Source organism: Streptomyces lydicus (genome assembly GCF_000717345.1).
GTDB lineage: Bacteria > Actinomycetota > Actinomycetes > Streptomycetales > Streptomycetaceae > Streptomyces > Streptomyces lydicus.
Genome location: NZ_JNZA01000002.1, coordinates 17,895 through 31,321, shown reverse-complemented (window position 1 = coordinate 31,321; position 13,427 = coordinate 17,895). Strand labels below are relative to the sequence as shown.

Sequence of the window (13,427 nt, the reverse complement as noted above, 5' to 3'; positions counted from 1 at the left end):
ACCGGCTGGGCCGGCGGGCCGGGCAGTGCGCACACTGGAGACATGGGCGCGGTGACCGTTGGCGAGACGGCGGAGCGCGAGGACCTGCTGACAGTCGCCCTCGGCAAGGCGGTCCAGGGCGCGGGCGCGTACTCCGGAAGCGTCTTTCTGCGCTCCCGCGACCGCCGCGCGCTCGTGCTCGCCGCGACCTGTGGGATGCCGCCGTCCCTGCTGGGCGGCTGGCGGCTCATTCCGGTGAGCAGCCCGATTCCGGTCGCCGTGGCCTTCAGCACCGGGCGCACGGTCCACCTGGCCGACGCCGACGAGACGGTGCGCCGGTACCCCCAGCTCGCGGTGGCGTTGCCGTACGCCTTCGGCTCCTGCTCGGTGCCGGTCGGCGCGGGCGGGGAGACCTTCGGGGCGCTGGCGGTCGTCTGGGCGGCGCCACCGGGCAGCGCGGGGCTCTCCAAGAGCCGGCGCCGTCATCTGCGGGCGCTCGCCGGCCGGCTGGGCTCCTCCCTGGCGGCCCTGCGCGCCCGTACCGGCGATCCCGTCGAGTGCGATCCGCAGGCGCTGCCCGTCGAGATGCCCGCCCCCGGTGCACCCGCCGTGCGGGCCGGCCTGTTCGACTGGGACCTGCGCACCGGCGCCCTCCTCGCGGACGACGAACTCTGCGCCCTCTTCGGCCTCGACCCCCGCGCCTTCGACGGGCGGGCGGACACCCTCGCCGCGCGGGTCCACCCCGGCGACCGTGCCGCCTTCCGCGCCGCGGCCCGGGCAGCGGTCGCCGAGGGCAGGCTCGTCTCGCGGTCCCTGCGCGTCCGCGAGGACGAGGGGGAGGGGGCGGGCGGCGAGCGGTACCGCACCGTCGACATCTGGGGCCGGGTGCCGGAGGTGCGCGACGAGCGGGCGCGCAGCCACCTGGTGGGCGTGGTCATCGACCCGCGAGCCGGCCGCGCGGCCACCGCGGCCGTCGAGCGGCTGCGGGACGGACTGTTCTCGCTCACCCCGGACGGGCGGGTGAGCTACGCCAACCGCAGCCTCGCGGAACTGCTGGACGTGCGCGGCGAGGTGCTGCTCGGGCAGTGCCTGTGGGACGCCCTGCCGTGGCTGTCCGACCCCGCCTTCGAGTTCCGGCACCGGTCGGTGATGATCTCGCAGGCGCCGTCCTCGTTCGTCGCCTGCCGCCCGCCCGACTGCTGGCTCGCCTTCTCCCTGCACCCGGACGCGGACGGCGTGACCGGCCGGGTGGTCGCCGTCGGCCGGCCGCCCTCGGCCGAGGAGGCGCCCGCGGAGCCGCCGCCCCCGGCCGCGGCTCCCGCACGCCTGGGCGTGATGTACCACGTGCTGCAGCTGGGCAGCGCGCTGACCGAGGCGGTCACCGTCCGCGAGGTCTGCCAGGTCGTCGCGGACCAGCTCCTCCCGGCGTTCGGCGGCCAGCAGCTCGCCCTGTACGTGGTCCGGGACGGCACCATGCACCTGAGCTTCCACACCGGCCACCACGAAAGCTTCCTCGACTGGCTGGAGGGCATGCCGCTGCACGCCCGGCTGCCCGGCACCGAGACGCTGACGTCCGGCATCCCGCTCTTCATCGAGACGCGGCGGGTGCTCGCCGAGGGCTACCCCGACATCCCCACCGGCGAGGTGAACTCCTGGGCGTATCTGCCGCTGATCGCCTCCGGTCGTCCCGTCGGCACCTGTGTGCTCGGGTTCGACGAGGTCCATCACTTCACGACCAAGGACCGCGGCGTGCTGACCGCGCTCGCCGGGCTGATCGCCCAGGCCCTGGAACGCGCACGGCTCTACGATGCCGAGTTCGCCCTCGCCCGTGGCCTCCAGCGGGGCCTGCTGCCGCACCGGCTGCCCGAACTCCCCTACGTCCGCACGGCCGCCCGCTACCTGCCCTGCACCAGCGGGATGGACATCGGCGGCGACTGGTACGACGTCATCCCCACCGCCGGGGGCGTGGCCCTGGTCATCGGGGACGTCGAGGGCCACAGCATCGCCGCCGCCGCGACCATGGCCCAACTGCGCAGTGCCGTACGGGCCTTCGCCGCGGTCGGGCACGCGCCCGGCGAGGTGCTGGCCGGCGTCAACCGCACCCTCCTCGACCTCGACTCCGGTCTGCTCGCCAGCTGCTGTTACCTCGCCCTCGACCCCGGCAGCCACCGCGTCCACGCCGTCCGCGCGGGCCATCCGCCGCCCCTGCTACGGCATCCCGACGGGACCGCTGAGGTCCTGAACCCGGAGACCGGCCCGCTGCTCGGCGTCGACCCCGCCAGCGACTATCCGCAGACCCCCATCGACCTGGCGCCCGGCTCCATCCTGGCCCTCTACACCGACGGCCTGTCCGAGGAGCGCGGCACCGACATCGACGTGGGCATCGACCGGCTGCGGGCGGCCCTGGCCCACGCCCCCGCCGGTTCCCTGGACGAACTCGCCGACCGCCTCCTCCAGCACGCCCGCCACTCCTCCTACCGGGCCGACGACATCGCCCTCCTCCTGACCGAGTACCGCCCGGTCACACCGCCACACTGACGCCGGGGACCCGGCGCGCGAGGCGACGCCGCAGCGCCGGGGAGGCCGGACCGGGCCCGGCCTCCCCGGCGAACCCGCGGGAGGGGACGGCGCGCCTACCTGGGGGCGTACGGCAGCAGTGCCATCTCGCGTGCGTTCTTGACGGCGCGGGCGAGCCGGCGCTGCTGCTGCGCGGTGACCCGGGTGACCCGGCGGCTGCGGATCTTGCCGCGGTCGGAGAGGAACTTCCGCAGCAGATCGGTGTCCTTGTAGTCGATGGAGGTGATGCCGGCCTGGTCCAGCGGGTTCGGGCGGGCCTTGAGGGGCTTGCGGGGGTCGGAGCGACGGGGCATGGGAATTCCTTCTCTCGGTGGTGCGGGAGGGGTGAACGGTGTCTCGTGGGTGTTCAGGAGACGGGATCGAGCAGCGCGTCGAACGAGGCCGGGAGGCGCCGCCACGCCTCCCGCCCGCCGGCGAACTCGGCGTCGGTCAGCAGGCAGGAGTCCAGCAGCCGCGCCAGGCCGGTGCGGTCGAGGCCGGGTGCGGTGAAGACCAAGTGCTGGCCGCAGTCGCCGAGTTCGGGATGCCAGTCGAGGGCGGCCGCCGCCCGGCGCGCGGGCGGCACCATGTCCCAGGCGGCGTCCGGGAGCGACGCCAGCCACGGGCCGGTGTTCTCCACGCACAGCGCGCCACCCGCGGCGTCCCAGGACAGCAGGGTGTCGGGCCGGTCGGCGAGCCAGAAGCGGCCCCGGCTGCGGGCCGCCGCACATGCCAGGTCTTCCAGCGCCTGGTAGAGCCGCTCCGGATGGAACGGCCGCCGGCGCCGCCACACGAAAGTGCCGACTCCCGACTCCTCGGCGTCCTGCGGCAGCAGCGCGCAGGCCGGGTGCTGGGCGGCCGCGGCCGCCTCCACATCGAACCCGGCGGACCCGGCAGTCCCGGCGAACGCCACCTCGGCGAGCTGCCGGGACGCGACGGGCACCTGCCGTGCGGTCGGGTGCAGCTGGGCGAGCAGCGCACGGTCCTCGTCGTCCGCGGCCCCGGTGTCGACGAGCGCGAGCACCGCGGCGTACTCCAGCTGGCGCGCCCAGGTGTCCCCGACGGTCCGTCGATCGGTGGCCGCCGCCGCGAGACCCGCCTCCGCCAGATCGTCTCCGTTGGAGAGGTACGGCAGGACGAGCGCGGGATCGACGGCGGTCATCACCGTGGAGAGCGTCAGCGTCTCGCCGCCGTGCGCCGCGATGACCTCGGCCATCGCCCGCGGCTCGACGGAATCCCACAGTTCGACCACCGCCAGCCGGTGCCGGCCGCCGGCGGCCAGCCGCTGGAGTTCGGGGACCACGTCCGCGCGCAGCGCGCAGCAGGCACAGTCGTTGACCAGCGGCGCCTCGCCCGAGGACAGCTCGCCCGAGGCGTCGCGCACGGTGCGCCGTACGGTGCCCGCCGCCGCCGTGGAGAGGTCGTGGTGCAGCGCCACACTGCCGCGCACGGTGTGCAGCAGCCGCCGCACCACCTCCGCGCGGGCGTCGGAGTGCAGCCCGCCGATGAGGACGACGGGGAAGGGATGGGCCGGGCGTGAGAGGTTGCGTGCCATGGGCGCTACTATATGGGAATGGTTTCCATTTCCGATAACGTGAACGACGAAAGGGAGGCAGCGCCATGTCCGCCCACTGCCAACTGACCGGCGCCCGGCCGGGATTCGGCAACACCGTCTCCCACTCGCACCGGCGGACCTCCCGCCGGTTCGACCCGAACATCCAGCGCAAGCGCTACTGGCTGGCGAGCGAGGGGCGCCATGTGCGGCTCACGCTCAGTGCCCGGGCGATCAAGACGGTCGACGCGATCGGCGTCGAGGCCGCGGTGGCGCGCATCCGCGCGCGAGGGGAGAAGGTCTGATGGCGAAGCAGAGCAAGATCGCGAAGAACGAGCGGCGCAAGGAGATCGTCGAGCGGTACGCGGCCCGGCGTGCGGAGCTGAAGGAGATCATCCGGCGGCCCTCCTCGACCGAGGCCGAACGGACCGCCGCCCAGGCCGAGTTGCGACGCCAGCCGCGCGACGCCAGCGCGACCCGGGTGCGCAACCGGGACAGTGTGGACGGCCGGCCCCGCGGCTATCTGCGCACCTTCGGCCTCTCCCGCCTGCGGACGCGCGAACAGGCGCACGCCGGGTTCCTCCCCGGCGTCACCAAGTCGTCCTGGTGACGACCTGCCGCTGAGGCCCTCCGCGGTGCGCCCGGCGCCGTCCGGGCAGGCGCGCGCGGCCGGCGAAGCGAGCCGTGGGGGCCGGGGTGACGCCGCGGCCCCCACGCACCGGGCCGCGGCGTCCTCCCCGGGCAGCGAGGGGGAGCGGCCCGCCGCCGGTTGCCCCGCATCCGGCGCAATTTCGGCTGCCGGGGCATGAGCGGCCGGACGAGTCGGGAATCCGTTGCTCTGGCGCACCCGTGACCCCTGCGCCCCAGCAATGACCGGAGGGCAAGGCGGATCATGGAGCACGTTGCGGACGTCATCGAGGAGCTGACCGGCGATCACCGAGAGGTGGACGAACTCTTCGAGCAGTTCGAGAGCCGGGCCCCCGGGTGCATCGAGCGCAAGCTGTTCCTGGACGCCCTGACCATCGAGCTGATCCGCCACTCCGTCGCCGAGGAGATGCACCTCTACCCCGCCGTACGCGAACACCTGGAGAACGGCGACCTGCTGGCGGACAGCGAGATCGCCGACCACCAGCGCGTCGAGCGGCTGCTCAAGGAACTGGAGGGGCGCGACGCCGAGGACGCCGACTTCGACCGGCTGGTGCGCGAGCTGCGCACCGAGGTCACCGCCCACGTCCGGGACGAGGAGGACAACCTCTTCCCGCAGCTGCGCGACGGGGTGCACCCGTTCGTTCTGGAGAGCCTCGGGCGAAAGGTCCGGGAGGCGAAGGAGCAGGCCCCCACGCGGCCGCACCCGCAAGCGCCCAGCACCCCGCCGGCCAACAAATTGCTGGCCCCCGGCCTCGGACTCGTCGACCGCGTGCGCGACTACGTCACCGGCCGCGGCCGGCGCCCGGAACCTCCCGGGACGCGCTGACCGGTCCGGGGCCGGGGTCCCGCCGGCCGGGACCGGTCAGCCGGCCGCGCCTGCGGGCGGTGCCTCGTCCAAGAGGTGGGGGCCGTTGTTGCGGACGTTGTTCACGGCGGTGGTGACCGCGCGGGCGTCCAGGCGGCCGTCGGCGGGCGTGTCGAGCAGCGCGCGCAGCTCGTCGGAGTCCTGGTGCGCGGGGTCGAGCCATGCCTCGTGGTGGGACGGGGCGACGGTCAGCGGCATCCGCGGGTGGATCCGGCCGGCCGCGTCCGTGGCCTCGGTGGTGATGATCGTGCAGGTCGCCCACCACGCCGCCGGATCGTCGTCCGCCGCCACCTCCGGGTCCCGCCAGAACTCGTACAGACCCGCCATCGCCATCAGCTCGCCGTCCTCGGGGCTGATGAAGTACGGCTGCTTGCGGGGCTTCGCGCCGCCCTCGGCGGGCAGCTGCTGCCACTCGTAGAAACCGTCCGCCGGCAGCAGGCAGCGCCGTTTGGCGAAGGCGCGGCGGTAGGCGGGCTTCTCGTGCACCGTCTCCACCCGCGCGTTGATCATTTTCGACCCGACCGTGAGGCTCTTCGCCCAGGACGGTACGAGCCCCCAGCGCAGCGGCCGCAGCTGCCGCTCCACCTCTCCGGTCCCGCGGTCGGCGCGCTCCAGCACCGCCCACACCTCGTCCGTGGGCGCGACGTTCCAGCTCGGCGCCAGCAGCGTCTCCGGGTTCCACCGGCTGACGTGGAAGAGCCCGGCCAGGTCCTGCGGACTCCGGGTGGCAACGTATCGACCGCACATACCCCCACCCTGCCACGCCGCACACCGCGGCGGGCGGGAAAGCCGCGAGCCCGGCTCTCGCCGGCCGCACCGCAGGTCAGGCAGGGTGTGGCGGCCCGCCCGGAGCCCGGTCAGCCGGCCGCGGGCCCGAACCGGCGCCGGTACGCCAACGGGCTGATGCCGATCTCGCGGTGCATCAGCGCACGCAGATTGGCGGCGGTGCCCAGCCCGCTGCTCCGGGCGACCACCTCGAACCGGGATTCGCCGCGCTCGATCAAGCGGCAGGCCAGCGCGAGCCGTTCCGCGGTGAGCCAGCCCAACGGAGTGGTGTCCAGTTGGGCCCGGAACCGGCGATGCAGGGTCGCCGCACTGACCGCCGCCCGGGCGGCGAGGTCTGCCACCGTGAGCGGGGCGTCCAGCCGTTCCTGGGCCCAGGCGAGAAGCGGGGCCAGGGACTCGTCCGGCAGGTCGGGCATCGGCCGCTCGACGAACTGCCGCTGTCCGCCGTCCCGGTGGGCCGCGAAGACCAGGCGCCGGCTGACGGCGTTGGCGACCTCCGCGCCGTGATCACGACGGACCACGTGCAGCCCGAGGTCGAGTGCGGCGGCGCTGCCCGCCGCGGTGAGGATGTCGCCGTCATCCACGAACAGCACGTCCGGTTCGAGCCGGACGGCCGGGAAGCGGGCCCGGAAGGAATCCGCCCACTGCCAGTGCGCGGTGGCCCGGCGGCCGTCGAGGACCCCGGCCTCGGCCAGCGTGAAGGCGCCGCTGCAGTAGCCGATCAGACGCGCCCCGCGGGCGTGCGCCCGCCGCACGGCATCGAGCACGGCCGGGCGCCGCGGCACCTCGACGTCGGGACGGTTGGGGACGATCAGGGTGTCCGCCGTCTCGGCCGCCGCCAGGTCCCCGACGCCGGAAAGCGTGAAGAAGCCGTCCCGCATCAGCGTGCGGGGCTCCGCGGAGCACAACGTGAAGTCGTAGAGCTCGCGGCCGAGTTCGGGTCGTCGAAGGCCGAAGATCTCAATGGCGCAGCTGAGTTCGAAGGGGTTGGAGTTCTCGTCCACGATCACCACGACGCGGTGCGGGCCGGCCCGGCGGCCCGCGTGCGAGGATTCTTTCGCCATATGCGATTTCTAGCACTCCCGCCGGCACGGGGGGACGGCGGAGGATGAGCCCATGAGCAACGAACCGCTTCTCCTCGGCGAGGCGCTGGCCTCCTTCGACGCCCTGTGGAGCCCCCGCATCGCCGCCCGCGTCAACGACTACGACGTCCGCATCGCCAAGGTCGAGGGCGAACACGTCTGGCACGTCCACGAGGACACCGACGAGTTCTTCCTCGTGCTCGACGGCGAACTGCACCTCTCGTTGCGGGAGCCGGCGGGCGAGCGCACGGTCCGCCTCCCACGGGGCGCCGTCTTCACCGTCCCCCGGGGCACCGAGCACAAGCCGTCCGCGCCGTCCCGCACCGCGATCCTGATGTTCGAACCCACCGGGACCCTGACGGTGGGCGACCGCCACGACGAGGTCCCGGCCCATGTGGACGCGACCACCGGGCACACGCTGACGAACTGATCAGCCGTCAGGTAGCTGCCCCCCCCGCGCACGCTCCACCGCCCCCTTCGCCCACGGAGCCGCACCGCCGCCGAACACCGGCAGGACCTCCCCTGTCGGTGTTCGGCGACGGCGCGGTCGTCGGCCCGTCGGGGCCGTCGCGCCTACTCCGCGAGCAGACGGTGGAAGAAGGACCGGTAGTGGCGCAGGGCCAGCCGCAGGCCCTCGGTGTCCACCTGCTCGCCGCGGTTCCACTGCCCCTCCAGGGACTGCTTGTGGTCGGCGAACGTCGTGGCGAGCGTCTGCATCACCTCGGCGACCAGCGCGTCGGCACCGTGCACGGCTTCGCGCGGATCGTCCACGAACCTGTTCTGGATCTCCTGCCAGCGGTCGCGGAACCCGTCGGCGTCCTTGTCGGAGAGGAGCTGCGGGGCCTCCTCGTCGGAGGTGCCCCGGCCGGCGGCGCCCTGGGCCGCAGTACGCCCGCCCTCGGCCTCCGCGCCCATGTCCGGCTCCGGCTCCGGCTGCGCGGATCCGGTCCGCGTGGCGGTGGCCTCTCCGGGGAGCGTGGGCGCGTCGAGTGGCGGCTGCGGGCCTTCGTCCGGGGGACCGGTGGGCTGGGCCAGGTCTTCGGTGGTCAGACCCCTCTGACCGGAGCCGGGCTCGGGTGCGGCGTGGCGTTCCATAGGTTCATCCTTCGGTTCCGTGGAGGGCGGTGGGAGTTCAGGCCCGGGCGTGCCGCGCCCCTCCGCCGCCGTCGGCGAGCAGTTCGTCGAACAGGGCGCGGTAGTGCACCATGGCGCCCCGCAGCTGCTCGGTGGTCGCCCGGTGCGCGGTGCCGAGAGCGTCGACCTCGTGGGCGGCGCGGTAGTGCTCCATCGTGCGGCTGTGCTCGACGGACAGGTCCCTGAGCTGCTGCTCGAAGTTCTCGGTCGGATAGCCCCGCTCGTGCATCAGCGACGTCACCAGGCGGTCGGCGTCGTGCACGGCCTCTTCCGGACGGTCGACGAACTCGTCCTGCACGCCGGCCCAGTCCCGGCTGTACCGCTCACGGCTGCTGCTGGGCAGCGGCTTGATGTCCAGCGCGTCATGACGCTTCTCGCGAGATCTCAGCTCGCGCTCACCGGCCAGCTGGCTGTCGGCTCCCTCGACGGTGCGTTCGTACTCCGGGCCGAAGCGTTCCTGGAGATGGCGACGCCGGTTGACGAAGAGCGTGATCGCGACGGCCAGCAGAGCAACCACCACCACGACGGGGATGATGATCGCCAGAAGGGTCCCTGTTGACATCGGGCAAACCTCCTTAAACTACGCATTGTTCTCAGTCTAGGGCCGCGGCATGTGGTTGACCGGTCAACCACATGCCGCGGCCCCAGCCGCCGGGAAGCGATGCTCTCCCGGGCCTCTCACCGTCGATGCCGAACGGCCGTGCCGCACGCGCTTCCCCGGTTCCCCACATGTCGGCGCGGCGGCCGGGTAACCGCGAGAGAAGGACGGGGGATCCGCAACCGGCGGGAGCCAGAGGATGAGCGAGAGCGCCACGACGGCGGCCACCGCGGCCTTCCCGACGTCAGCGAGGGTGTGTGCCGTCCCGGCCCCGACGGCGGCCGCGCGGCCCGAGCGGATGGCGCCGGCCGACGCCCGTCAGCTGTCCAAGACCTTTCTGCTGCGGCTGCGGGCGCTGGACGAGGGCACCGATGAATACCAGTACGTGCGCAACACCCTCATCGAGATGAACCTGAGCCTGGTGCGCTACGCCGCCCGCCGGTTCACCCGGCGCGGTCAGCCGGTCGACGACATCCTTCAGGTCGGCACGATCGGGCTGATCAAGGCCATCGACCGCTGGCGGCCCAGCCGCAACGTGGAGTTCACCACCCTGGCCGTTCCCTACATCCAGGGCGAGATCAAACGCTTCTTCCGCGACACCACCTGGGCGGTGCGGGTGCCGCGCCGCCTGCAGGAGATGCGCATCGAGATCGCCCGCGCCCGCGAGCAACTGGAGGCCGACGGCGTACAGGAGCCGTCAGCCGCGCAGTTGGCCGGCCGTATCGGAGCCGACGAGGGCGAGGTGACGGAGGGCTTGGTGGCGTGCAACGGCTACGACAGCGATTCCCTCGACCGCCCCCTCCAGGCGGGCGGCCCTTCCGAGCGCACCGGATTCATCACCGAACTCCTCGGCTCCGACGACCCGGCCCTCGCGCTCGCCGAGAACGTGCAGGCCCTCAAACCGCACCTGGCCAAACTGAACGACCGCGAACGCACCTTGCTCCGGCTGCGCTACGGAGCGGAGATGACCCAGTCCGAAATCGGCAAAGAGCTGGGCCTTTCCCAAATGCATGTCTCCCGCCTGCTGGCCCGCCTGTGCGGCAGCCTGCGCGAACAACTTCTCGCCGAGGCGTAGCGGGAATTCCGCTGGGGATACCTCCGCCCGTGGCCCTGCAGTAAGCTCAACAGGCTTGCCGCATACGGGGGTTGGGGTGGCTGACGGTGTCTGTACGTGAGGACCTGCGCGAAGTGCCGGCGGAACGCGGCACCGCCTCGTGAGGCTCTTCACCGCGCTCAGGAGCGCCACCGGGACCGGGCCCCGCTTCGTGCTGCTGATGGCCCTTGTGACGGTGTCGAGCATCCCCCTGTTCGACGGGCTCTTCGGCGTCGTGGCGGAGACCGACAATCCCCGGCGCGGCTTCGACGGCGCGGTGGGCTGCCTGTACGCCGCCGGCTACGACCCCTCCACCACCGACCTGAACAATCTGGTGGCGACCCTGCGCCGCCCCGAGGCCCTGGTCAAGTGCCTCGGCGAGCAGCCGGAGTCGTACCGGGGCACGCTCGCGACCCTCGTACTGCTCGCCGTCGCGGGACTCGTGTACTGGTGGCTGCCGAAGGTACGTGACCGGCGGCGCACGACGCTGCCGGTCGAGGACGTGGACGCCGACGGCACGCTGGGCGCCGAGCTGGCCGCACTGCGCGAGCGCACCGGGGTCCGCTCCGATCTGCGGTTCCGCGTCGATCCGCGCCGGCTGACCTCCGGCGCCAGCGTCTACGGCCGCACCGGTGACTACACCGTGTGCCTGCACGCGGGCCTGCTGGCCCGGCGCGGCACCGACCCCGAGGGGTTCCGCGCCGTCGTCCTGCACGAACTCGCCCACGTGCACCACCGCGACGTGGACTACGCCTACGCCAGTACGGCGCTGTGGCGGGTCTTCGTCCTCCTCGCCCTGCTGCCGGAATTCGTCCTGGTCGGCTGGATCATCGCCCTGGCCCTGTCCGGCACCGATTCCCCGTGGTGGCCCGGGGCCCTGCCCGAGATGCTGTCCACCGTCTTCGCCTGCCTCCTCCTGGCCGGACTGGTGCACCTGGCCCGCGCCGACCTGCTGCGCCGGCGGGAGTTCCATGCCGACCTCCAGGCGGTGGCGTGGGGCGCCCACCCCGCCACCTGGGACCGGTCCGAGCCGCCCGGCGTGGTGCCGCCCCTGCTGCGCCGGCTCACCACGCTGCTGCGCACCCACCCCGACTGGGCGGAGCGCCGACGGGTCCTCGCCGACGCCGGCCGGCTCCTCCGGGTCAGCCCGCTGGAGATGTTCCTGACGGGCGCTTCGGCCTCGCTCCTGTACGCGTCGCTGGGCACGCTGCCCTTCCTGTCAGGCGGCCGGCCGAACGCCCTCTGGCCCACGCTCGCGCTGATCACCCCGGTCCTCTGCTGCGCCCTGGGCCTCCCGGTCGTGCGGGCCGCGCGGGCGGACGGGCCTACGGACTCCGGCGCGACCGCGGGCCTCTGGCTCGGCTGCGGCCTGCTGGTGGGGGAGTTCGTGGCCAGCGGCCAGTACCGGCTCGACTGGCTGCCGCAGCAGCCCCAGCTGCTGCTCGTCTTCCTGTTCATCGGCGCCGTACCCGCGGTGTGGTGGACCCAGTCCCTGCGCCTCGTCCTCGGTCTGCCGAAGCGGGGGGTGCGCTGGGCGGTGGCGGGGCTCTGCGCGCTGGTCACCATGACGGTGCTGTGGGCGGGCCTGCTGTGGTGGCGGTGGGGCGGTGAGCGCATCGCCCTGGGCGCCGGTGATCCGGGCGAGGGACTGGCCAAGCAGTACCGCGAGATGGTGCCGGGCCGCTGGCAGGACTACGGCTTCGACCTGTCGACCCTCTCCGCCGGCATGTCCCTGCTGACACCGCTGCACGGCGACGCGCTGGTCGCTGCCGCGGCGCTCCTGTTGTGGCTCGTCCCGCTGGTCCTTCTGCTGCTGCAGCGCGCCGGCCCCGGGCTGCGGGTGCGGCGGACCCTCGGCGCCGGTCTCGCGGGTGGTCTGCTGTCCTGGGCGGGCCTGGCCACGGCCCAGATCGCGTTGTACGTCCAGCGCCCGGCCACTCCGAAGGCGCGGACCGGCCCGTTCCTCGTCGTCCACGCGTGGTGGATGATCGTCGGGTTGATGGCGGCCTGCCTGCTGACGGCCGCCCTCGTCGCGGCCTTCTCCCGGCGGCACTGGCTGCTGCGCGCGCTGATCGCCGCACAGGTGGTCCAACTGGCGTCGTACGGCGGGGTGTTCCTGCTCTACTCCGCCGACGGCTGTCTGGGACCGCTGAACACCGTCTTCGACCGCTGCCAGTGGCACGCGCACAACGGCCTGGTCGTCGACCGCGGGGTCACCCTCCTCACCCTCCCCAACGCCGTCCTCGGCTCGGGCTGCGCGGCCCTGGTGGGGGCCGGCGTGGCCTGGTCCGTACGGCGGTTGCGCGGCCGCCCGAGGCCGGACGTCCCCGCGCTGCCGGCGTCGACGGCGCCCGTACGCCGCCGCTTGCGGTTCCTGAAGACGGCCACGGTCCTCGCCCTCGGCGTGCCCGCTCTGCTGCTGGCCGTCGTGATCAACACCCTGCCCTCCGCCTCGCCCGTCGCGGGCCAGTTGTCGCAGCAGACGGATGCGGCCGCACCGCACCGCGCGCCGGCTCCGGCCGAACCGAACAAGAAGAAGCCGGAGCCCACCCCGCCGGGGCGGAAGTCCAAGCTCCACACGTGGCAGGTCTGGTCGTGGCTGAACAACGGCGGAGCCCGGTACGCCCGGCAGATCGCGACCGCCTCGCTGGCGTTGAACTCCGAGATCCTGAAGGTCGCGGCCCAGCCGCGGAACAAGAACGGGAAGGTGTCGGTGGACGAGAAGCCGTTCCACCGTCTCTGCGGTGCCCTGGGCACGCGGGTCGAAGAGGCCCAGAACTACCTTCCGGTGCCCGACCAGGGCCTCCAGGACGCATGGTCGGACGCGCTGGCGCGGGTGCGCAGCGGGACCCGGGTCTGCCAGGCGGCGCTGATCCCGCCCAAGGGCGCCCCGCACCGGTCGGAGGCGGAGCGTGCGCAGCTCTTCGCCACCTCCCTCAACGGGATCGTCGTGGGCGTGCGCGGCCTCACCGGCACCGTCAAGGACATCACGAAGGCCGCCACATGGGCGGCCAAATAGGGGTGGGCCTGGGCCCGGCCGTCTGCTCCGGTGGGAAGGGAAGGGCTGTTGGTGCAGACGGCCCGGCCCAGGGCCTGGTGGTGCGGGTGTTCAGCGGCCGTCCCGGACGGCGTCG

The 13,427-nt window shown here is 73.4% G+C and carries 13 protein-coding genes; 7 read left to right on the top strand and 6 right to left on the bottom strand.

Features of this window, described 5'->3' with window-relative positions; genetic code table 11:
- Window positions 1-42: 42 nt before the first annotated feature.
- Window positions 43-2,517: a SpoIIE family protein phosphatase gene (locus OO62_RS01650; protein ID WP_051732514.1), complete on the top strand. Its 2,475-nt coding sequence runs from the start codon at window positions 43-45 to the stop codon at window positions 2,515-2,517.
- Window positions 2,518-2,612: 95 nt separating this feature from the next.
- Here OO62_RS01650 and rpsR read toward each other — a convergent pair whose 3' ends face one another.
- Together rpsR and OO62_RS01640 are read right to left on the bottom strand one after the other, a co-directional pair.
- On the bottom strand, window positions 2,613-2,849 hold the full coding sequence (rpsR, locus tag OO62_RS01645) for a 30S ribosomal protein S18 (RefSeq protein ID WP_033265314.1): 237 nt from the start codon (window positions 2,847-2,849) through the stop codon (window positions 2,613-2,615).
- 53 nt (window positions 2,850-2,902) lie between these two features.
- The gene (locus tag OO62_RS01640) at window positions 2,903-4,090 is read right to left on the bottom strand and encodes a CobW family GTP-binding protein (protein WP_051732512.1); all 1,188 of its coding nucleotides are present in this window, start codon (window positions 4,088-4,090) and stop codon (window positions 2,903-2,905) included.
- A 65-nt stretch (window positions 4,091-4,155) separates the two neighbouring features.
- Here OO62_RS01640 and rpmB point away from each other — a divergent pair, with 65 nt between their 5' ends.
- The 3 genes from rpmB (at window position 4,156) to OO62_RS01625 (ending at window position 5,561) form a co-directional block, all read left to right on the top strand.
- The gene (gene rpmB, locus OO62_RS01635) at window positions 4,156-4,392 is read left to right on the top strand and encodes a 50S ribosomal protein L28 (protein WP_033265313.1); all 237 of its coding nucleotides are present in this window, start codon (window positions 4,156-4,158) and stop codon (window positions 4,390-4,392) included.
- A complete protein-coding gene (gene rpsN, locus OO62_RS01630; RefSeq protein ID WP_033265312.1) occupies window positions 4,392-4,697 on the top strand; it encodes a 30S ribosomal protein S14 in 306 nt (101 codons plus the stop codon). The genes rpmB and rpsN overlap by 1 nt, the downstream gene beginning before the upstream one ends.
- Window positions 4,698-4,979: 282 nt before the next feature.
- The gene (locus OO62_RS01625; protein WP_033265311.1) at window positions 4,980-5,561 is read left to right on the top strand and encodes a hemerythrin domain-containing protein; all 582 of its coding nucleotides are present in this window, start codon (window positions 4,980-4,982) and stop codon (window positions 5,559-5,561) included.
- Window positions 5,562-5,597: 36 nt separating this feature from the next.
- On the opposite strand, the gene OO62_RS01620 is transcribed toward OO62_RS01625, so the two are convergent.
- Together OO62_RS01620 and OO62_RS01615 are read right to left on the bottom strand one after the other, a co-directional pair.
- A complete protein-coding gene (locus tag OO62_RS01620) occupies window positions 5,598-6,347 on the bottom strand; it encodes an SOS response-associated peptidase (RefSeq protein WP_033265310.1) in 750 nt (249 codons plus the stop codon).
- Between the two features lie 110 nt (window positions 6,348-6,457).
- Complete coding sequence (locus tag OO62_RS01615; protein WP_033265309.1) at window positions 6,458-7,450, bottom strand: helix-turn-helix domain-containing protein; 993 nt, start codon at window positions 7,448-7,450, stop codon at window positions 6,458-6,460.
- A 52-nt stretch (window positions 7,451-7,502) separates the two neighbouring features.
- Here OO62_RS01615 and OO62_RS01610 point away from each other — a divergent pair, with 52 nt between their 5' ends.
- Window positions 7,503-7,898, top strand: a complete 396-nt coding sequence (locus OO62_RS01610; protein ID WP_033265308.1) for a cupin domain-containing protein — start codon at window positions 7,503-7,505, stop codon at window positions 7,896-7,898.
- Window positions 7,899-8,041: 143 nt separating this feature from the next.
- Here the strand turns inward: OO62_RS01610 and OO62_RS01605 are convergent, their stop codons facing one another.
- Both OO62_RS01605 and OO62_RS01600 read right to left on the bottom strand, forming a co-directional pair.
- On the bottom strand, window positions 8,042-8,563 hold the full coding sequence (locus OO62_RS01605) for a hypothetical protein (RefSeq protein WP_033265307.1): 522 nt from the start codon (window positions 8,561-8,563) through the stop codon (window positions 8,042-8,044).
- A 37-nt stretch (window positions 8,564-8,600) separates the two neighbouring features.
- Entirely contained in the window at window positions 8,601-9,164 is a 564-nt protein-coding gene (locus tag OO62_RS01600; RefSeq protein WP_033265306.1) for a hypothetical protein, read from the bottom strand.
- 235 nt (window positions 9,165-9,399) lie between these two features.
- Between OO62_RS01600 and OO62_RS01595 the strand changes: the two genes are divergently transcribed.
- Entirely contained in the window at window positions 9,400-10,275 is an 876-nt protein-coding gene (locus OO62_RS01595; protein ID WP_033265305.1) for a SigB/SigF/SigG family RNA polymerase sigma factor, read from the top strand.
- 139 nt (window positions 10,276-10,414) lie between these two features.
- Window positions 10,415-13,312, top strand: coding sequence for a M48 family metalloprotease (locus OO62_RS01590; protein ID WP_033265304.1), 2,898 nt, complete (start codon window positions 10,415-10,417; stop codon window positions 13,310-13,312).
- The last annotated feature ends 115 nt before the right edge of the window (window positions 13,313-13,427 follow it).